Annotated in this window: 17 protein-coding genes and 1 pseudogene; 5 read left to right on the forward strand and 13 right to left on the reverse strand. The window is 70.7% G+C overall.

The features are described 5' to 3' along the window. Positions 1 to 115: 115 nt before the first annotated feature. Positions 116 to 580: an SseB family protein gene (locus F3L20_RS00375; RefSeq protein ID WP_019525905.1), complete on the forward strand. Its 465-nt coding sequence runs from the start codon at positions 116 to 118 to the stop codon at positions 578 to 580. A 156-nt stretch (positions 581 to 736) separates the two neighbouring features. After that, entirely contained in the window at positions 737 to 1,717 is a 981-nt protein-coding gene (locus F3L20_RS00380) for a pirin family protein (RefSeq protein WP_150150885.1), read from the forward strand. Positions 1,718 to 1,786: 69 nt separating this feature from the next. Here the strand turns inward: F3L20_RS00380 and F3L20_RS00385 are convergent, their stop codons facing one another. Then, positions 1,787 to 3,931 carry a SpoIIE family protein phosphatase gene (locus F3L20_RS00385; protein WP_150150888.1) on the reverse strand — a complete coding sequence of 715 codons (2,145 nt, stop codon included), beginning with the start codon at positions 3,929 to 3,931 and terminating at the stop codon, positions 1,787 to 1,789. A gap of 156 nt (positions 3,932 to 4,087) precedes the next feature. Between F3L20_RS00385 and aspS the strand changes: the two genes are divergently transcribed. Next, on the forward strand, positions 4,088 to 5,851 hold the full coding sequence (aspS, locus tag F3L20_RS00390) for an aspartate--tRNA ligase (RefSeq protein WP_150150891.1): 1,764 nt from the start codon (positions 4,088 to 4,090) through the stop codon (positions 5,849 to 5,851). Positions 5,852 to 5,916: 65 nt separating this feature from the next. On the opposite strand, the gene F3L20_RS00395 is transcribed toward aspS, so the two are convergent. The 9 genes from F3L20_RS00395 to F3L20_RS33850 all read right to left on the reverse strand — a co-directional run bounded on the left by F3L20_RS00395 (position 5,917) and on the right by F3L20_RS33850 (position 14,604). Then, complete coding sequence (locus F3L20_RS00395) at positions 5,917 to 6,228, reverse strand: hypothetical protein (protein WP_150150893.1); 312 nt, start codon at positions 6,226 to 6,228, stop codon at positions 5,917 to 5,919. 29 nt (positions 6,229 to 6,257) lie between these two features. Beyond that, positions 6,258 to 6,737, reverse strand: a complete 480-nt coding sequence (locus F3L20_RS35385; RefSeq protein ID WP_346768044.1) for a hypothetical protein — start codon at positions 6,735 to 6,737, stop codon at positions 6,258 to 6,260. Between the two features lie 165 nt (positions 6,738 to 6,902). After that, positions 6,903 to 7,169: a hypothetical protein gene (locus F3L20_RS35390; protein ID WP_346768045.1), complete on the reverse strand. Its 267-nt coding sequence runs from the start codon at positions 7,167 to 7,169 to the stop codon at positions 6,903 to 6,905. Positions 7,170 to 7,271: 102 nt separating this feature from the next. After that, positions 7,272 to 7,637, reverse strand: a complete 366-nt coding sequence (locus tag F3L20_RS00405) for a PH domain-containing protein (RefSeq protein WP_048457137.1) — start codon at positions 7,635 to 7,637, stop codon at positions 7,272 to 7,274. A 128-nt stretch (positions 7,638 to 7,765) separates the two neighbouring features. Beyond that, a complete protein-coding gene (locus F3L20_RS00410) occupies positions 7,766 to 10,456 on the reverse strand; it encodes an HD domain-containing protein (protein ID WP_150150896.1) in 2,691 nt (896 codons plus the stop codon). Between the two features lie 9 nt (positions 10,457 to 10,465). Then, positions 10,466 to 10,996, reverse strand: coding sequence for a hypothetical protein (locus tag F3L20_RS00415; RefSeq protein ID WP_240810804.1), 531 nt, complete (start codon positions 10,994 to 10,996; stop codon positions 10,466 to 10,468). 153 nt (positions 10,997 to 11,149) lie between these two features. Then, positions 11,150 to 12,766, reverse strand: coding sequence for a methionine--tRNA ligase (gene metG / locus F3L20_RS00420; protein WP_150150899.1), 1,617 nt, complete (start codon positions 12,764 to 12,766; stop codon positions 11,150 to 11,152). A gap of 102 nt (positions 12,767 to 12,868) precedes the next feature. Further along, a complete protein-coding gene (locus tag F3L20_RS35215) occupies positions 12,869 to 13,573 on the reverse strand; it encodes a VWA domain-containing protein (RefSeq protein WP_346768047.1) in 705 nt (234 codons plus the stop codon). A gap of 293 nt (positions 13,574 to 13,866) precedes the next feature. Further along, entirely contained in the window at positions 13,867 to 14,604 is a 738-nt protein-coding gene (locus F3L20_RS33850) for a hypothetical protein (RefSeq protein WP_167534427.1), read from the reverse strand. A gap of 287 nt (positions 14,605 to 14,891) precedes the next feature. Here F3L20_RS33850 and F3L20_RS00430 point away from each other — a divergent pair, with 287 nt between their 5' ends. Next, positions 14,892 to 16,958, forward strand: coding sequence for a PhoX family protein (locus F3L20_RS00430; RefSeq protein ID WP_150150902.1), 2,067 nt, complete (start codon positions 14,892 to 14,894; stop codon positions 16,956 to 16,958). 52 nt (positions 16,959 to 17,010) lie between these two features. On the opposite strand, the gene F3L20_RS00435 is transcribed toward F3L20_RS00430, so the two are convergent. Then, the gene (locus tag F3L20_RS00435) at positions 17,011 to 17,928 is read right to left on the reverse strand and encodes a LysR family transcriptional regulator (protein WP_150150905.1); all 918 of its coding nucleotides are present in this window, start codon (positions 17,926 to 17,928) and stop codon (positions 17,011 to 17,013) included. Between the two features lie 224 nt (positions 17,929 to 18,152). Here F3L20_RS00435 and snpA point away from each other — a divergent pair, with 224 nt between their 5' ends. Then, entirely contained in the window at positions 18,153 to 18,833 is a 681-nt protein-coding gene (snpA, locus tag F3L20_RS00440) for a snapalysin (RefSeq protein WP_150150908.1), read from the forward strand. Positions 18,834 to 18,891: 58 nt separating this feature from the next. On the opposite strand, the pseudogene F3L20_RS34355 reads toward snpA, so the two are convergent. Both F3L20_RS34355 and F3L20_RS00450 read right to left on the reverse strand, forming a co-directional pair. After that, positions 18,892 to 19,059: pseudogene (locus tag F3L20_RS34355) on the reverse strand (endonuclease/exonuclease/phosphatase family protein); the annotation flags it as partial. Positions 19,060 to 19,146: 87 nt separating this feature from the next. Further along, positions 19,147 to 20,076, reverse strand: coding sequence for a hypothetical protein (locus F3L20_RS00450; RefSeq protein WP_240810805.1), 930 nt, complete (start codon positions 20,074 to 20,076; stop codon positions 19,147 to 19,149). Positions 20,077 to 20,281: the final 205 nt, after the last annotated feature.

Genomic DNA, 20,281 nt, shown 5'->3' on the forward strand with positions numbered 1-20,281 from the left:
ACTGAATCACGTACCGACAAGTAGCTCCGATGATGCTACCCGTCGGTAATAAGAAGCAACCCCGATCCGGACATCTGTGACCCAGCCCTCGCGCGGGGTCAGTAGTCTGTGCGCCATGTACGGCTACGACCAGAGCGCGGGGACACAGCAGGGTTACGTGCCGCCGCAGCAGCAGATGCCGGGCGGGTACGGGCAGCAGGCGCCTGCGTATCCCGAACCGTCCGCACCTTCGCTCGCCGACGCCGTGCGCGCGTTCACCACGGGCCAGATGGCGGCGGAGGACTTCCAGCAGATCTTCGCCACGTCCAAGGTCTACTGCCCGCGCGGTGACAACCCCGGCTTCCTCGCCCTGCACAACACCCAGCAGCCGGTGATCCCGATGTTCACCTCACTCAAGGAGCTGCGGCGGTACGCGGGCAAGGAGTCCAAGTACTTCGTGATCACCGGCGCCGAGGTGATCGACCTGCTGCCCACGGGCTACGGCTTCGTGCTGGACATGGAGGGCGAGCACCGGATGGTGTTCGACGCCAAGGCCGTGGAGCAGATGGTCGAGTTCGCCATGCGCCGCATGTATGGCTAGAGCCGTCCCCGTGTGCGTGGCGAAGGCCGTCGTCGCGGCCGGCCGGTGCCGTCGTCCTCGTGCGGAGCCCGGAGGGAATTCCCTCCGGGCTTTCTCCGTTCGAGGTGGCAAGAAGTTCAACGCTCAACTAAAGTGGGCGTACCCGAGGAGGTACCCATGCCTGCAGTGACCGTCGAGAACCCGCTGACGCTGCCCCGTGTGACCGCTCCCGCCGACGCCGTGGCACGCCCCGTGCTCGCCGTCACGACCGCGCCCAGCGGTTTCGAGGGCGAGGGCTTCCCGGTGCGCCGGGCGTTCGCGGGGATCAACTACCGCCATCTCGACCCGTTCATCATGATGGACCAGATGGGTGAGGTGGAGTACGCGCCCGGCGAGCCCAAGGGCACCCCGTGGCACCCCCACCGCGGCTTCGAGACCGTCACCTACATCGTCGACGGGATCTTCGACCACCAGGATTCCAACGGCGGTGGCGGCACCATCACCAACGGCGACACCCAGTGGATGACGGCGGGCTCCGGCCTGCTGCACATCGAGGCGCCGCCGGAGCACCTGGTGATGTCCGGCGGACTCTTCCACGGCCTCCAGCTGTGGGTGAACCTCCCCGCCAAGGACAAGATGATGGCGCCCCGCTACCAGGACATCCGCAGCGGCAGCGTCCAGCTGCTCACCTCCCCGGACGGCGGCGCGCTGCTCCGCGTCATCGCCGGCGAGCTGGACGGCCACGAGGGTCCGGGCATCACCCACACGCCGATCACGATGATCCACGCCACGCTCGCGCCGGGAGCGGAGGTCACCCTGCCCTGGCGGGAGGACTTCAACGGCCTGGCGTACGTGATGGCCGGACGCGGTGCGGTGGGCGCCGAGCGTCGTCCGATCCACCTCGGGCAGACCGCGGTGTTCGGCACCGGCGGCTCGCTGACCGTCCGCGCGGACGAGAAGCAGGACTCGCACACGCCGGACCTGGAGGTCGTCCTGCTCGGCGGCCGGCCCATCCGCGAGCCCATGGCGCACTACGGGCCGTTCGTGATGAACACCAAGGACGAGCTGATGCAGGCCTTCGAGGACTTCCAGAAGGGCCGCCTCGGCACGGTCCCGGCCGTGCACGGCATGACGGAAAAGGGTCCGCAGGAGGCCTGAACCCCTACGCGCCGTGAGGCCTCGTCCGGTTGAGGGCGGGGCCCTCGGCGTTCCCGACGCCGACCCCGCTCAGCCGGATCCGTCGGCGTCCTTGCGTTCGTAGAGCTCGAACCAGATGCTCTTGCCGCGGCCGCGGGGGGCGACTCCCCAGCTGTGGGCCAGGAGCTCGATGAGGAGCAGGCCCCGGCCCGAGGACGCCAGCTCCCCCGGCCTGCGCGGATGCGGCAGGTCGTCGGCGGTGTCGGTGACCTCGACCCGGATGCGGCGGCCGTCGCCGCCGTCCGTGATCTCCGCGAGGAGCAGGGCGTCGGCGTCGGTGTGCACGAGGACGTTGGTCAGCATCTCCGACAGCAGCAGCACCGCCGAGTCCACCTGGTCGTCCGAGGGCCAGTCGTGCAGCAGCTCGCGCAGCTGCTGGCGGGCGATGCCCACGCGTTCCGGCTCGGCCTGCGCCACCGTGAGCACCGTACGGCGCACCGGAGGCGGCACCGTCTCGTCCGCGCCGCAGCCGCAGGCGTCGCCCTGCCGGGTCAGCAGGAGCAGCGCGATGTCGTCCTCACGGCGGTCGGCCAGCGGGCCGGTGGTGTGGTGCGAGGAGGGGCCGTGCACCGCCTGGACCAGGGCGTCGGCCAGCTCCTCCTGGGTGCCCCGGTGCTGTTCCAGGATCTCCCGCAGCCGCTGCCAGCCGGTGTCCAGGTCGTGGCCGCCGGTCTCGATCAGCCCGTCCGTGCAGATCAGCAGGGTTTCGCCGGGCTCCAGGACCAGCCGGGTGGTCGGGTAGTCGGCGTCCGGGTCGATGCCCAGCGGCAGTCCGCCGGCCGTCGGCCGGGTCAGCACCGTCGCGTCGGCCATCCGGATGACCGGATCGGGATGCCCGGCACGGGCGACCTCCAGGACCCCGGCCCCCGGGTCGACCTCGGCGTACAGGCAGGTCGCGAAGCGCATCTCGGTCGGATCCTCGCCGATGCCGTGCAGGAAGCGGGAGGCGCGCGCGAGCACGGCGTCCGGCCGGTGGCCCTCCGAGGCGTACGCCCGCAGCGCTATCCGCAGCTGGCCCATCAGCCCCGCGGCCCGTACGTCGTGGCCCTGTACGTCGCCGATGACCAGCGCGAACCGGCCTCCCCCGGACGTCGTCCGGGAGGTGCCGCCGGGCAGGGGGATCACGTCGTACCAGTCGCCGCCGACCTGGAGCCCGCCGCCGGTCGGGACGTAGCGGGCGGTGACGTCCATGCCGGGGATGCCCGGACCGAGCTTCGGCATCATCGAACGCTGCAGGCCCTCGGTCAGCGCCTTCTCGCTCTCCGCGGTGCCCGCGCGGGACAGCGCCTGCGCCAGCATCCGGGCGACCGTGGTCAGCACGGAACGCTCATCCGGGGTGAACGCGACCGGGTAGGTGAAGGCGGCCAGCCAGGCGCCCATCGTGCGGCCGGACGCGGTCAGCGGCAGGAACGCCCAGGACTGACGGCCGAAGCGCTGGGCGAGCGGCCAGGTGAGCGGGTAGCGGGACCTGTACTGCTCCGGGGAGGAGAGGTAGACCGCGCGGCCCGTGCGGACCACCTCGGCGGCCGGATAGTCCGTGTCCAGGGGCATGTAGAAAGGGCTGTCGGCGCCGGGCTCGTGCCCGTGGTGGCCGATGATCGTGAGCCGGTCGCCCTCCACGCCGAACACGGCCAGGCCGTCCGGGGTGAACCCCGGCATCGACAGGTTGGCCGCGACCCGCAGCACCTCCTGCGTCGAGCGGGCCTCCGCCAGGGCGCGGCCGGCGTCCAGCAGGAACGCCTCGCGGGAGCGCCGCCAGTCACCGGTCACCGCGCTGCGCGCGGCGGGTGTGCCCGGCGCCGGCTCGGTCACCTCCTGGAGGGTGCCGGTCAGCACGTAGGACTTGCGCTCGGTGTCGAAGGAGGGCTTGGAGCGGCTGCGTACCACCCGGACGACCTGGTTCTGGTCGTCCATGATCCGGATGCGCACCTCGGCGAGCGTGCCCTCGGCGACGGCCAGCTGGACGATCCCGGTGATCTCGTTCCAGTCGACGGGGTGGAGGCGGGCCCGGACCTGCGCCTCCGTGAGCGTGGCCTCCTCGGAGGGCAACCCGAGCAGCCGGGCCGCCACGGCATCGACCGCGACCAGCCCGGATGCGGTGTCCCAGTGCCACACGCCGGTTCCGAGGGCGGCGAGGACGTCCCCCAGGGCGGGCAGGGGCTCACCAGTGCGCATTGCACCACTTTATGAAGATGGTTCCGAAAACTTCCACCGATGTCGTTCGCCCGCGGCACGGGGAATGGCGGAACAGCGATCTTGGCCCGGCCGGTAGGCTTGGGGGAGTTTCACGTGAAACAACGACCCCGATCCGCGAAGGCTGGATGAACGACGATGCATCGGTACAGGTCCCACACCTGCGGCGAGCTCCGCGCCTCTGACGTCGGCACCGACGTCCGGCTGAGTGGCTGGCTGCACAATCGGCGCGACCTGGGCGGCATCCTCTTCATCGATCTGCGCGATCACTACGGGATCACGCAGTTGGTGGCCCGTCCGGGCACCGAGGCCTACGAGGCACTCGACAAGCTGTCCAAGGAGACCGTGGTCCGCGTCGACGGCCAGGTCGTCTCGCGCGGCGCGGAGAACGTGAACCCCGACCTGCCGACCGGTGAGGTCGAGGTCGAGGTCAACGCCGTCGAGGTGCTGGGCACCGCGGCTCCGCTCCCCTTCACCATCAACGCCGAGGACGGCGTCAACGAGGAGCGGCGCCTGGAGTACCGCTTCCTGGACCTGCGCCGCGAGCGCATGCACCGCAACATCATGCTGCGCACGCAGGTCATCTCGGCGATCCGCCACAAGATGACCGCGCTGGGCTTCAACGAGATGACCACGCCGATCCTGTCCGCGACCTCCCCCGAGGGCGCGCGCGACTTCGTGGTCCCCTCGCGTCTCAACCCCGGCAAGTTCTACGCGCTGCCGCAGGCCCCGCAGCAGTTCAAGCAGCTGCTGATGATCTCGGGCTTCGACCGCTACTTCCAGATCGCGCCCTGCTTCCGCGACGAGGACGCCCGCGCCGACCGCTCGCCGGGCGAGTTCTACCAGCTCGACGTCGAGATGAGCTTCGTCGAGCAGGAGGACGTCTTCCAGCCGATCGAGAAGCTGATGACCGAGCTGTTCGAGGAGTTCGGCAACGGCCGTCATGTGACGTCGCCGTTCCCGCGCATCCCGTTCCGCGAGGCGATGCTGAAGTACGGCTCCGACAAGCCGGACCTGCGGGCCCAGCTGGAGCTCGTCGACATCACCGACGTCTTCGAGGGCTCGGAGTTCAAGGCCTTCGCCGGCAAGCACGTGCGCGCGCTGCCGGTGCCGGACGTGTCCGGCCAGCCCCGCAAGTTCTTCGACCAGCTGGGTGACTACGCCGTCTCCCAGGGCGCGAAGGGCCTGGCATGGGTGCGCGTCGGCGAGGACGGCTCGCTGACCGGTCCGATCGCCAAGTTCCTCACCGAGGCGAACGTCGCCGAGCTGACCAAGCGGCTGGCGCTGGCCCCGGGCCACGCGGTGTTCTTCGGCGCGGGCGAGTTCGACGAGGTCTCCAAGATCATGGGCGCGGTGCGGGTCGAGGCCGCCAAGCGCGCCGGGCAGTTCGAGGAGAACGTCTTCCGCTTCTGCTGGATCGTCGACTTCCCGATGTACGAGAAGGACGAGGAGACCGGCGCGATCGACTTCTCGCACAACCCGTTCTCGATGCCGCAGGGTGGCCTGGAGGCCCTGGAGTCCCAGGACCCGCTGGACATCCTGGGCTGGCAGTACGACATCGTCTGCAACGGCGTCGAGCTGTCCTCGGGCGCGATCCGGAACCACGAGCCGGAGATCATGCTCAAGGCGTTCGAGATCGCGGGCTACGACCGCGAGACGGTCGAGGACAAGTTCGCCGGCATGCTGCGCGCGTTCCGCTTCGGCGCCCCGCCGCACGGCGGCATCGCCCCCGGCGTGGACCGCATCGTCATGCTCCTCGCCGACGAGCCGAACATCCGCGAGACGATCGCCTTCCCGCTCAACGGCAACGCCCAGGACCTGATGATGGGCGCGCCGACGGAGCTGGAGGAGACGCGGCTGAAGGAGCTGCACCTGTCGGTGCGCAAGCCCCAGCCGAAGTAGTCGCCGCTTACGGGAAGGGCCCGGAACCGACACGGTTCCGGGCCCTTTGCGTTGCCGCCGACGCCTCAGAACCCGTCCATCGACCCGGCGAGCACCGCGCCGAGCGCGCCGTAGAAACTGCAGCGCACCGAGTGCTTCCTCCGGCGGCGCAGGGCGAAGCCGAGGGCGATCAGCGTGACGAAGAGTCCGCAGAGGACCATCGGCGCGATCGGGTTGAAGACGTGGTGGAGGAACCCCGCGATGCCGGTCCACACGAGGAGCGGCAGTGTTGACCCGTACACCAACGTCCGGAACCGGATGCGCTGCGGACCCGACGACAGCACGCGGTTGTGGAAGACCTCGATGTGATTCCTGGTCAGACAGTGCTCGGACCGCATGCGGCCATTCGACCACCGGTGACCGGGACTCAGGAAGCGGTCGGCTCCTCCGCCTCGCCGGCGAAGAGACCCTTGGCCTCGGAGACGGTCAGGGAGCGGTCGAACCAGGTGGCGAGGGTGTCGAGGTCGGTGCACCCGGTGATGCGCTCCCGGACGTCGTCCGGGACGGTGAGCCCGCGCACCTTCAGCGCGCGCAGGATTGCCTCCGACTTCCCCTCGGCTTTCCCTTCGCTCTTCCCCTCGAGGTACTTCTCCTCGAAGAGCGTGCCGTGTCCCGGGAAGTGGGTGACGACGTTCTGCATCAACTTCCTCCAGTTCTCCCTGGCCGGAGTGGACTCCAGCCCGACTTCCACGACTCCGAACCAGGACTTCGTGACGTCCGGCTCAAAGGACACGAGTCCGCGGGCGACCGCTTCCAGTATGGCCGCGGCCCGCCTGCTCTGGCTGTGCACAATGGCCGAAAGCGCCGCGAGAGCCGGCTGCTGGACCACCGTCGCTTCATCGGTCACCTCCGGGACGGTCTGTGGTCCGAGCACGAATGGACGGGTAACCTGCGTCGTCCAGGGGCCGACCGAGCATGCGAAGGGGCCCATGGCCCAGGTGGCCGTCGAAGGATCACGGCAGACGGCGACCAGCAAGACCGGCAGGTCGTACTTCGCGCGCAGATACGAGACCTAGTACGCCCAGTTCCTTGCCTTCTCCGGGTCCTTCTTCGTCTGTGCCTCGACGGCCAGGACGAAGTGTTCGCCCATGTCGGGCTCGAACATGAGGACTGTGTCGGCGCGGCGCTCCATAGGACGGATCTCGGTCGTGTCCGGGGACAGCTCGTGGAAGTCCGTCTTCATCGGCGGTGGCAGTCCCAGTGCCTCGAAGACGGGGGCGAGGGCCTCCGGATGCTCCTGGAAGAGCCGATGGGAGGCCTCGTGTGTTGCGGTGACCATGAGCGCACGTTAGGGCGCTCATGGTCATCAGGTCGGGCGTATGCGGGCACGTTCACCCGTTCGAGGGTGGGGGGAATGTTCCCGCGGGTTGGGGTGGAGGGGTCAGCGGGCCACGAACTGGGTGAGGATGGCCTGGACCTCGTAGATGTCGACGCCCTTCGTGAAGGTCTTCTGGATGGGGGTCGGGGCGCCGGAGATCCAGATCTTCAGTTCGGCGTCGAGGTCGAAGTGGCCCGCGGTCTCCACCGCGAAGTGGGAGATGCTGCGGTACGGGATCGAGTGGTACTCGGTCTTCTTGCCGGTGATGCCCTGCTTGTCGACCAGGATCAGCCGGCGGTCCGTGAACAGTATGGTGTCGCGGATCAGCAGGAACGCCGCGTGCACCTGCTCGCCGTGGCCCAGGAGCCGGGCGTAGTCCTGCTGGGCCTTGGCTGGGTCGACGGTGTGCGCGTTGCCGAAGAGTGCCATGGTTTGTGCTCCCCCACATGTGGTGTCCGTGGCGACCGGACGTTCGGGCCGCCGTGAGGCGATCTTCGCAAGCCGGACGGCCTCGGAGAAGGGGTGTTCTCTTCCGGGGCCGTGCTGTAGCGCGTGCGTTACGTGCCCGAGGGACGGCGGAAGTGGTAGCCGGGCACGGGGCCGAGGGATTCGTCCACGTGGATGCAGTCGGACCAGTCACGTTGCTCGAGGGGAGCCAGGAGGGATTCCAGCGAGCAGTTCCAGACGTCACACAAGGTGCGGACGAACAGGCCGTACAAGTCGTCCGACATCCGCCACCAGTGCTTCTGCCACGTGAGGGTGGGGTGGTCACGGGCGAACTCATAGGCTGAATCACGATTCGCGGCGTACGGGAACACCTCCGTCAGTGGTGGGGTGGTGCCGTACTGGCAGATGAAAACGCAGTCGTCGGGCAGTTGGATCGGCTCTCCGGACACCGGGTGACCGATCTCGGGTGGGCGGGTGCGCCAGGAGAGGGGCCAGCCCAGACCCACGAAGATTTGGTTGCGCTGGACCACCCACTCGCGAACCTCGGACAAGCTGAGAACGCCCTGTGCCGTCAGGGCGAATGCAACGTCGTCGGAGAGCGGCGCCGAAGCGGTGTGCAGGGTGAGCGCGATCTCGAGCTGCAGCGAATCGTCGAAGAGCCCGGCGTGGCGTAGCCGTTGCTCCTGTGTGTCGATCCACTGCCGCATCTCGTCCCGGGTGGCGACCAACGCGGCCTTGTCCCGTGAGGCTCGGCTGGGTTGTCCCATGAGGTATCCGGCGAACGAGACCGACGTGTCGGCAAGAAATCCGTTGACCGTGACGATGCCCGGGTAATCACGCTGACCCTGATGCGCCCAGCTGCTCCACAGCATGGCGAGCCCGACTCTCTGCCCTTTGTCGTCACGTACCTCCGTCGCCCTGTCCACGAAGTCGTCGCGCATTTGGAGACGGAGCTTCTCCTCCCCGGCGCGCCCCTTCGCCGCCTGCGGCGGGTAGAGGCGGTCGAACACCTCCTCCCGCGCCCCTGAGGCGAGGGAGAACGGGCGGAGGACCTGCGGCACCGCTGCTCCCGGCTCCCATGTATGAATGGGCACCGCGTTCTCCAGCACCAGACGCCGGGCCAACTCGGCAAGACGTTCGTCGTAGGTTCTGCTGAACAGGCCCTGCGTCGCGTAAGGGCTTTTCCTGAGCTTCACCCGTACTGTCGTGCCCTCCGGCACCCACCCCTGCCCCGGCACCGGAGTGAGGAGTGGGCGGTGCGAAGGGCCGTCGAAGGTGAGGCGGCGGGCGTCGGCGAGGGAGGCGTCGTAGCGGCGGGTGATCAGTTCGACTTCGTCACCGAGGAGGAAGACCGAGAAGAAGCCGATGCCGAAGCGGCCGCTGGGGCGGAAGCCGCCGTCGGCCAGGCCGGGCAGACGGTTGCGCACGCTCGTCGAGCTCCACCCGCTGGTGCCGAAGTCGAGCAGCCCGTGGACCAGGGTTTCCTCGTCCATGCCGGTCCCGGAGTCGCGTACCTCCAGATACCAGTCGTCGTCGGTCCGGGTCAGGCGGATCTCCACCTGGCCGAGCGGGAAGTCGGGCTGGAGCGTCTGGCGGGCCAGCACGGCGTCCTGGGCGTTCTGGATCAGCTCCCGCAGGGCGACCTCCGGCTCGTCCCCGTAGAGCTGCCGGCCGCCGAGTGTGCCGACCAGGGACGGGATGTCGGAGACCTTGACCGTCGCGTCGATGGGGCGCCAGTCCTGGACGCGGAACAGTTCGGCGAAGCGTTCCGGGGAGTCGACGCCGGCGACCGCTCGCGCCGCGAGCCGCTTCCGGCCCAGGTCGTGGAGCAGCGCGTCGACAGCCTTGAGCTCGCGGTCGATGCCGCGCAGGTAATCCAGTGCCAGCCACCAGGAGGCGGCGTCCCGCGGCGGGAAAGGGCGCAGCGAGCTGTAGGTGACGCGGTCACCGTTGCGGTACGGGCGGCTGATGTGCTCCTGGAACCGCCAGTGCTCACGGGACACCCCGCGCGGCCGCCGCAGGGAGAACAGGAAGCTGGGGGCACGGCGGCTGTCGATTTGGGTGGCGTCGGCGAGACGCAGGATGCACGCCAGCTTGAGCGGCTCGATGACCCACTCACTCGGTTGCCAGGGCAGCGACCCGATCGAGTGCCGGAACTCCCGGGCCAGGCGGTCCACGGGCCACCAGTGGCTGGCCGCGAGGTCGCCGAACAGCGGGCCGTACCACTCCCGCAGCTGCACCTCGTCGATCAGATGGATCTCGTTGCCCGTGCTGCTCCGCCACGGCTGGTCCACCAGTCGTTTCGCCTGTTCCGCGTGGGTCTCACGGATCGCGGTCGCCACGCACGCCTCGGCGATCTCCGCGGGCGGGTCCTCCAGCTCGTTGCGCTCCGGCCAGCATCCCTCCCGCTCGTAGTAGGCCAGCGACACCAGGTCGCGCCAACGCTTCTCGCCCAGTGCCTCCGGCACGGTCGTCCCGTAGGCGGCCGTCCCCATCGCCGCGTCGTGCAGCACGAAGGCGCAGCCCAGGACGTACGCCTCGGCCGGGTTCAGGGTGACCGTGTCGCCGCAGACGAGGTCGGCCGTCTCCCAGAGCGCGTCCACGTGGCTGATGTCGTGCACGGTGAAGTCCGGCATGCTGCGGGCGTTCTCTTCCAGGAGGACGGCCGCCTTTCGTCGTAACTCCCTGTACGACGCGCGCAGCTGTCCCCGTTGCTCGGCGTGAGGGTCCGCCTCGGGACCCGGGCGGGCGGCCAGGGTGTTCTTCCACAGGGACGTGTTCGTGTGGACGTGCTCGGTCACGGGGGACGTTCACCTCATCGCGGGCAGCAGGAACAGGCCGGCGAGCACCCACATGGTGATCACCGACACGAGGATGAAGAGCACTACGTACGTCTCGTACCAGCGCAGGAAGTTGCCGGGGCGAGGACGCTTGCGGAAGCCGGGGCCGACGAGCTCGTCGGTGACGTCACACTCCTCGTGGCGGTAGTCGAGCCAGGCCAGCGCCCCCACCACGATCAGCGTGCCGGTGAAAGCAGCGACCACCGTCGTGAGCGTCAGCAGCCCGATCACCCCGCCCCGCGCGGTGTCCGCCGCGAGTTCCCACTTGCGGTAGCCGACGAAGAGTGCGAGCGCGGCGGCGACCAGAGTGGTGGCGAGGGTTTGGTAGATCGCGAGGAACCGGTGCGCGTTCTCGTTCACGGTCTGGATCTGTTGCAGGACGTAGCGATAGCGCTCCAGCGCGAGTTCCCTGCGCAGTGCGGCGGTGTCCTCGGTCCCGGTGTCCGCGGTGCCCGTGTGCGTGGTGTCCGCATCCGGTCGCGTCTGGCCCGTCTCCCCCATAGCCCCCACCCGTAGGCCTGCTGTCAGCAGAGCTATACCCATCCGCCGGCCGTCCACCCGGTTGGAGGCAGGGGGACGGCCATGGGCGGGCGGCGACGACGGAAGGGCCCGGGAACGCGAGGTTCCCGGGCCCTTCGCCATGCGCGGTGCGTGTTACGCGGTGGGCTTCTCCTCCAGGCGGGGGAAGAGGACCGCGCCCTTGGTGACCGTGGAGCCGGCGGGGAGCAGACCCCAGGCGGCGGACTCCTGGACCCTCTGGTCGGCGAGGGCGCCCAGGGAGGGCTCCGCGCCGAGGGACTCCCAGAGCTTCTGGGAGGTCTCCGGCATGATCGGGTTGAGCAGGACGGCCACCGCGCGCAGGGACTCCGCGGCCGTGTACAGGATCGTCGCCAGGCGGGCCTTGCTCTCCGGCGAGTCGTCCTTCGCGACCTTCCAGGGCTCCTGCTCGGTGATGTAGCCGTTGACCTGCTTCACGAAGTCGAAGACCGCCAGGATGCCGCCCTGGAAGTCCAGCTCCTCGCCGATCTTCCGGTCCGCCTCCGTGACCGCCTTCGCCAGGCCGTCGTGGATCGCCTTCTCCGCGTCGCCGTCGGCCGTCGCGGCCGGCAGCTCACCGCCGAAGTACTTGCCGACCATCGCCGCCACGCGGGAGGCGAGGTTGCCGTAGTCGTTCGCCAGCTCGCTGGTGTAGCGGGCGGAGAAGTCCTCCCAGGAGAAGCTGCCGTCCTGGCCGAAGGCGATCGCCCGCAGGAAGTACCAGCGGTACGCGTCCACGCCGAAGTGCGAGGTCAGGTCCTGCGGCTTGATGCCCGTCAGGTTGGACTTGCTCATCTTCTCGCCGCCGACCATCAGCCAGCCGTTCGCGGCGATCTTCCCGGGGAGGGGAAGGCCCTGCGCCATCAGCATGGCCGGCCAGATGATCGCGTGGAAGCGGAGGATGTCCTTGCCGACCAGGTGCACGTCGGCGGGGAACGTCGACTCGAACTTCTCCGGGTTCTCGTTGTAGCCGACCGCCGTCGCGTAGTTCAGCAGCGCGTCGACCCACACGTAGATGACGTGCTTGTCGTCCCACGGGACCTTGACGCCCCAGTCGAACGTCGAGCGGGAGATGGAGAGGTCCTGCAGGCCCTGGCGGACGAAGTTCACGACCTCGTTGCGCGCGGACTCGGGCTGGATGAAGCCCGGGTTGGCCTCGTAGTGCGCGAGCAGCTTCTCGCTGTACTCGCTGAGCTTGAAGAAGTAGTTCTCCTCGCTGAGGATCTCCACCGGCTTCTTGTGGATCGGGCACAGCTTCTGGCCCGCGTAGTCGCCCTCGCCGTCGAGCAGCTCACCGGGGAGCTTGTACTCCTCGCAGCCCACGCAGTACGGGCCCTCGTAGCCGCCCTTGTAGATCTCGCCCTTGTCGTACAGGTCCTGCACGAACTCCTGGACGCGGTCGGTGTGCCGCTTCTGCGTGGTGCGGATGAAGTCGTCGTTCGCGATGTCGAGGTGCTCCCACAGGGGCTTCCAGGCCTCCGTGACGAGCTTGTCGGCCCAGGCCTGCGGGGTGACCCCGTTCGCCTCGGCCGTACGCATGATCTTCTGACCGTGCTCGTCCGTGCCGGTGAGGTACCACACCTTCTCGCCACGCTGGCGGTGCCAGCGGGTGAGCACGTCGCCTGCGACGGTCGTGTAGGCGTGGCCCAGGTGAGGAGCGTCGTTGACGTAGTAGATGGGGGTCGAGACGTAGTACGCCTTCGCCCCCTGCTTCTCTGATCCAGTGGCCGCCATGGTCGAAATCCTACTGGTCCCGACGAGATCGACTCACACGCGTTTCGGGGGGTGGACGGGGTTCCGTCCACCCCCCGGGGGGTGCGTGAGGGGCGGGACGTCCTACGGGCGCCAGGACGCCAGGACGCCCTCGTAGAGCTCCTTGTCCGTGAGCTCGCGGGGGGTGGGGCCCGCGTGGAAGAACGACGTGTTCTCCGTCGTGAGCTTGCGGAGGTAGTCGAAGGCCTTGTTGTCGTGCTCGCCGAAGGCGACGAACGAGAAGAACACGTTGGGGTGGTTCTTCGCGGCCTCGGTGAGGGCCTTGGTCGCCGGGGTCTTGGCGTCGGGGGCGCCGTCCGTCTGGAAGATCACCAGGGCGGGGGTGCCGGCCGGCTCCTTGGCGTGCTGTTCGAGGACCGCCTCGACGGCTGCGTGGTAGCTGGTACGGCCCATCCGGCCGAGCCCTGCGTGCAGGTCGTCGATCTTGTTCTCGTACTCGGTGAGGGTGAGCTCGCCGGTGCCGTCCAGCTCGGTGGAGAAGAACGTCACGTGCAGCGTGGCCTCGGTGTCGAGGTGCGCGGCGAGGGCGAGGGTCTGCTCGGCGAGGGCCTGGGCGGAGCCGTCCTTGTAGTACGGGCGCATGGAGGCGGAGCGGTCGAGCACGAGGTGGATCTTGGCGCGGGCGCCGGTGAGGCCGTTCTTGTCGAGGACGGTGCCGGCTGCCTTGTAGGCGGTGGTGAGGGTGGTGTTGCGGAGGGTGGAGGCGGGGGTGGCGGGGTGTGGGTGGCGTCGGCCTCGGCTTCGCCTTCGGCCGGGATTCGTTCCCACCCGCACCACCCGTGCGGGTCTCGTTGTCGGGTGCGGGTGGCCCCTGCGGGGGCTGTTCGCCGTCGGCGGCCGCGGGAGTGTCGGTCGTGGGCTCGGGGGTCGCCTCGGCCGTCGGCTCCTCGGCCGCCGGGGCGGCCTCGGCCTTCGGCTCGGCAGCGGACTCGGCCGCGGCCTCACGCTTCGCCTCGGCAGCAGCCCGGGCATCAGGCTCCGCCTCGGCTTCGGACCGCACCTCGGCCTCTGCCTCGGGTTCGGCCTTGGCTTCGGGCTTCGCGTCGGGTTCGGCGTCGGCCTCAAGCTCGGCCTCTGCCTTGGCCTCCGCCTTCGGCCTCTGCCTTGGCCTCCGCCTTCGGCTCTGCCTTGGCCTCCGCCTTCGGCTCCGCCTTGGCCTCCGGCTCGGGCTCGGGGGGCGGGGTTGCCTCCGCCTCGGCCTCCAGGCTCCCCTTGTCCTCGGTTGCCGGGTCCGTCTCGGCCTTCGCCTCCGGCTCCGATGCGGTCTCGGCCTCCGCCTCGGGCTCGATGGCGGGCTTCGCCTCGGGCTCGGTGGCCGGCTTGGCCTCCGGCTCAGGCTCCGGGGCGGCTTCCGTCTTTGCCTCCGGCTCCTGGGCCGCGTCGCTCTTCGCCTCCGGCTCGGGGTCGCCTCGGGGCCGGCTTCGCCTCGGGTTCGGGGCCGTCGACGCCTTCGGCTCCGGGGCGGCCTCCGTCTCCGTCTTCGGCTCCGGGTCGGTCGCTGCCGCCTGCTTCGGGGCGGGCTCCGGGTCCGTCGACGGGGTCGGACGCGGGACCGTGATCTTGTCGAAGGCGGCGCTCACGAGGTCGTGTTCGTCGCGTTCGCGCTGTTCCGGGACCGTCGGGGTGGCCGGTCCCGGCTCGGGGGACGGGGACGGGATCGTGGGTTCCGGGGACGGTTCGGGCGTGGTCGGGGCGGCCGTTTCCGTCGCCTCGGCGGCCGGCGCCGCACCCTCCGCTTCGGCGGGCCTCGCTTTCCGTGACCGTCCGAACGCGTTCCGCAGGAGAGTGAGAATGCCCATGTGCGCAACCCTTCGCGTGAGTTGATGCCCGTCAAACCCTGGCCAGGACGGACACGTAAGGTTAGCGGCCCTTGTGGGTGATCTTGGGCAGGGTGGGATGTGCGGGATCGTATATGTCAAGGGCGCGATCCGGCCTGTAGACGACCACCCGGCCGCCCGGCCCGCTCCCACGCACCGCCCTTGATGACCACCGCGGCTTCACCCGTCGTTCATCCCGGCGCCCGGTCGCCGCACCCGTGCGCTCCTACGGTCGCGCTGACACCTCGGGCACGCCAAGGAGAGAACACGTGCGAAAGCTGCTGCCGTTGATCGGAACGCCGTCCCGTTCGCACCCGGGCGGGCGGTCCGCCCTGACCTGTCGCTTCCGGTGTGGTGACGCCTGCTTCCACGAGGTGCCCAACACCAGCGCCAACGCGTACGTCGGTGACGTCGTCGCCGGGGCCCTCAGCCGCCGGTCGGTGATGCGTGCCGCCGCCGTCGTGACCGTCGCCGCGGCCGGCGCGGGGGCGGTCGGTGTCGCCGCCGCTCCCGAGGCCGGGGCGGCCGGGGCCGCGAAGGGCCACCGTCCGCCCAAGGGCGCCCGCGGCCTGCGGTTCACGCCGGTGGCACCCAACACCCGTGACGCCGTCACCGTGCCCGAGGGCTACCGGCAGAACGTCGTCATCCGCTGGGGCGAGCCCATCCTGCGCGGCGCGCCCGCCTTCGACCCCGAGCGGCAGAGCGCCCGCGCGCAGGCCGGACAGTTCGGGTACAACTGCGACTTCCTCGCGCTGCTGCCGCTGAAGGGCGAGCGTGACCGGCAGTTGCTCGTCGCCAACCACGAGTACACCGACGAGATCCTCATGTTCCGCGACTACGACCCGCAGAACCCGACGCGCGAGCAGGTGGAGATCGCCTGGGCCGCGCACGGTCTCGCCGTCGTCGCCGTGGAGGAGGACCGCGGGAGCGGCAGGCTGACGGCCGTCGGACGGCACCACCTGAACCGGCGGCTCACCGCCACCTCCGAGTTCCGGCTCACCGGGCCCGTCGCCGGCTCCGACCTGGTGAAGACGTCCGCCGACCCGAGCGGCACCCGGGTGCGCGGCACGCTCAACAACTGCTCCGGCGGCACCACCCCGTGGGGCACCACCCTGCACGGCGAGGAGAACTTCAACCAGTACTTCGCCAACGGCAGCAGCGCCACCGACAAGCGGTACGGGATCGGCACCGGCGCCACCGAGCGCAAGTGGGAGCGGTTCGACAAGCGGTTCGACCTCGCCCAGGAGCCGAACGAGGTGCACCGCTTCGGCTACGTCGTCGAACTGGACCCGTACGACCCCGACTCCACGCCCCGCAAGCACACCGCGCTCGGCCGGTTCAAGCACGAGGCGGCGACCGTGCGGCTGACGCACGACGGGCGTCCGGTCGTCTACTCCGGCGACGACGAGCGGTTCGACTACTTCTACAAGTTCGTGAGCAGCAAGCGGATGCGGCACGGCGACAGCCGCGCGGCCCGCGCGCACAACCTCACGCTGCTCGACGAGGGCACGCTGTACGTCGCCCGGCTGACCGGCGACTCGCCCGCCATCGAGATCGACGGGACGGGGAAGCTGCCCGGGGACGGCGAGTTCGACGGCAGCGGGGAGTGGATCCCGCTGGCCACGGCGACCGCCCGCGGAGCCGTCTCGCACGTGGAGGGCATGACCGCCGAGGAGGTCTTCGTCTTCACGCGCCTGGCCGGTGACAAGGTCGGCGCCACCAAGATGGACCGGCCCGAGGACATCGAGCCCAACCCCGTCACCGGCAAGGTGTACGTCGCGCTCACCAACAACTCCAACCGCGGGACCGGCGCCAACCCCAAGGCCGACGAGGCCAACCCGCGCCACGCCAACAAGCACGGCCACGTCCTGGAGCTCACGGAGCGCTTCAACCGGCCGGAGAGCACCCGCTTCGCCTGGTCGCTGTTCCTGGTCGCCGGCGACCCGGACGACCCGGCGACGTACTTCGCCGGGTTCCCCAAGGACGCCGTCAGCCCGATCTCCTGCCCGGACAACGTCGCCTTCGACGCGCACGGCAACCTGTGGATCTCCACCGACGGCAGCGCCCTCGGCTCCCACGACGGCCTCTTCGGCGTCGCCACGCGCGGGGAGCGGCGCGGTGAGCTGAAGCAGTTCCTGACCGTGCCCACGGGTGCGGAGACCTGCGGGCCGGTCGTCCAGGACCGGCGGGTGCTCGTCGCCGTACAGCACCCTGGCGAGGTGGACGGGGCGACCGTGGAGCGGCCCGCCAGCACCTGGCCCGACGGTCCCGGGACGTACGTCCGCCCGGCCGTGGTCGCGGTGTGGCGCGCGGACGGGCGGGACATCGGCGTCTGACGCCGGAGGACGGACGGCGTGACCGGGGGCGGCGGCGGGGCCCGCGCGGGCGTCAGAGCACCAGCTCCTCCAGCCACTCCCGGTACGCCGATGCCTGCCGTGCCACCTCCCGGTACGCCTCCGCCAGGTGCGGGTAGACGCCCTCCAGCTCCGTCTCCGTACGCGCCGCCAGCAGCAGCCGTACGCCCAGCGGGTCGCCGTCGATGCGGCGGACCGCCGTCTCGGGGCGGGAGGGCGACGTCGGCTGGCAGACGGTGACGACCTCGCCGATCGCGACCAGGGACGCGGCGGTGTGGTAGTCGCCGTGCAGCACGGGCGGGTCGATCCCGGCCCCGTCCAGCATCCGGCGCACGGCGGCCCACTCGCCGTCGACCGCGGGGTCGATCATCCAGCGGTCGTGGGCCAGTTCGGAGAGGCGGACGACCGGGCGGGCGGCGGCCGGGTGGTCCGCGGGCAGGGACACGAACTGCGGTTCGCGGGCGATGAGGACGCGGGTGCGCAGATTCTCCGGGACGCGCAGCGGGCAGCCCTCGACCTCGTGCACGAACGCGACGTCGAGCTGGCCGTCGGCGACCATGCGCAGCAGGGCGTTGGCGGAGACGTCCATGTGCAGGGTGGGTTCCTGCCAGTGCCGGCGCAGCCGTCGCAGCCAGCCTGCCAGGGCCCTGCTGGCGGTGGAGCCGATGCGCAGCTGCCGGCCGCCGACGGCGGCGGCGCGGGCCTCGGTCACCAGGGAGCGCAGCTCGGTGACGAGCGGGCGGGCGCGGCTGAGCACCAGCCGGCCCAGTGGGGTGGGACGGCAGCCGGTGCGCGCACGGACGAACAGGGCACCGCCCAGCTCCTGTTCGATGCGCCGCAGTTGCGTGCTCAACGAGGGCTGGGCCACGCCGAGCTGGCGTGCGGCTCGGTGCAGACTGCCGGTGTCGGCGATCGCGCACAGCGCCCTGAGGTGCCGGACCTCAAGCTCCATGCCCCGGGAGCGTAAGCGGGAAGTTCAGCTTTCACCAGACACCCAAAACCCGCCTGTCCAGACGTAGTCGGGCGTCGGTGACACCTGGCAGGGGTGCGCTGCGCCACATGGCCGGGGAGGGGCGATAGCCCCGTCCTATCACCGGTTGCCATCATCACAGCCGCCGCACGGGCGCGGACACTCACCGGTGACACATGACTCACCCCCCACCCAAGGAGTCATCGATGCGCCTGCGCATGCCCCTGTCCGTGCTGAGCGCGGCCGGTCTGAGCCTGACCGCCCTCGGCCTCGGTGCCGCCCCGGCCGGCGCCGCCCCCGCCCCCGTCGCCCCCACCGGTTCGTACGCCGCGTACGACGGTTCGTCCGAGGAGGCCGCGGCCACCCGCGCGTTCTTCGAGGCCGTGCTGAAGTCGGTGGCCGAGAAGCGGGCCGCCGACCCCACCGGCGCCGCCGCCGTCACCGTCGTCTACAACGCCTCCCAGGCGCCCACCTTCGCCACGCAGATAGCCCGCAGCGCCCAGATCTGGAACAGCTCGGTCTCCAACGTGAGACTCCAGTCGGGCACGTCGGGCGCGGACTTCTCGTACCGCGAGGGCAACGACTCGCGCGGCTCGTACGCCTCCACCGACGGTCACGGCCGGGGCTACGTCTTCCTCGACTACGCCCAGAACCAGACCTACGACTCGACGCGGGTCACCACGCACGAGACCGGTCACGTGCTGGGTCTGCCGGACAACTACTCCGGTCCGTGCAGCGAGTTGATGTCCGGCGGCGGCCCCGGCCCGTCCTGCACCAACGCCATCCCGAACTCCGCCGAGCGGTCTCGGGTGGACCAGCTGTGGGCCAACGGGTTCGCGGCCGCGCTGGACCAGGCGGAGAAGGCGTTGGAGAAGTCCGCGCGCTGACCGGTGCGTGTCCCGTCCGGTGCGGGCCGTCCTCGACGAGGGCGGCCCGCACCGCCGTTCAGTGGCCCGGGTGCAGGGTGAGGGCGACGACGAGCGCGCGGTGATCGGTGTCGCCCGGGCCGGGGAAGCGGGCGCGGTCCGCTGCGAAATCCCCGGAGATGAGGACGTGGTCGGTCCGTGCGCCGAACGCCGGGGCGGTGCGGGCAGGCCAGGTCGGTGCGCGGTCGCGGGCACGGTGCCCGGATCCTCCCTCAGGGACGAGGGACGAGGGACGAGGCGGCGGGTTGCCGGAACTGCGGGTCGGAACGGTGGTTCAGGTGCGGGCGCCGGTCGGGGCCGGGGCGGGTGCGGGGTCCGGGGTGCCGGCCGTGCGGAGGCGGTCGCGGCGGCGGGCGGGTACGCCGCTCAGCCAGGTGAGCAGGGCCGCCGCCGCGCCCACGGCGAGGAGCAGCCAGGACGCCGTACGCAGGGTGGCGGTCAGGGCGTCGTAGACCGCGGCGGCCGCCGGGCGGTGGACGGCGTCCGGCAGATCGGCCAGGGTCAGTCGGCGGCCGACGGTGACCGCCAGGGCGAGCAGGGCCCCGCCCAGCGCGGTGCCCAGGCCGGCGGCGGTGAGGACACGGCGGCGGGCGGCGGCGAGCGCGACGCCGGTGACGGCGAGGGTCACGGCCGTGAGCGGGAGCCAGAGGGCGGCGGCCTCCAGCAGCCGGTAACCCCTGCGGAGCCCGGCCACCTCGTCGGCCGGCACCACCGGAACCTCGGTGTGCTGGACGGGGATGCGGTGGGCGTAGGGCATGCGGTCGGCCTCGAGCCGCTGCTTCACCTGCGCGGTGACGGGTGCGAGGTCGACCGTGACCGGGCCGCGGGCGGACACGTCGTCGCGCAGGGCGTGCAGGAGCGCGGCGTGCACGGCCCGGTTGCCCGCCTCCCACGCCGTGCGGAACGCGTCCGTACGGGTGAAGGAGTGGATGGCGTCGCGGGCGAAGGGACCGAGCGGGGCGGCGCTGTCCGTGGTCCGTGCGTCCAGCTCGCGTACGACCTGGTCGCCCACGGCGTCGGCGACGGCGTCGCGCACGTTCGGGTCGGTGGCGAGGGGGGCGACGGTGCGGACGTAGCGGGTGGTGTCGGCGAGGTCGTGGGCGGCCCAGGCGGCCAGGACGGCGCAGGGGGTGAGGAGGCAGGCGAGGGCGAGCAGCGCCGCTGCGAGGGCGTTGCGGGTGCGGTGAGGGATGCCTTCGGCCACGGTTCCAGGCAAGTGGCGTCGGGGCGTGTGCGCGAGTGGGGTGCCCCCGAACGGGGGGCTCGCTTCCAGTGGGTGGGTGGGTGCCGGTGCGTTGGGGCCTGTCGCGCAGTTCCCCGCGCCCCTTGGGGGTGGGGCGGTTCGTGGGGTGGGTGCGGGTCGGTGGGGGCTTGTCGCGCAGTTCCCCGCGCCCCTGAAGGTGCGGGGC

This window comes from Streptomyces tendae, assembly GCF_008632955.1.
GTDB lineage: Bacteria > Actinomycetota > Actinomycetes > Streptomycetales > Streptomycetaceae > Streptomyces.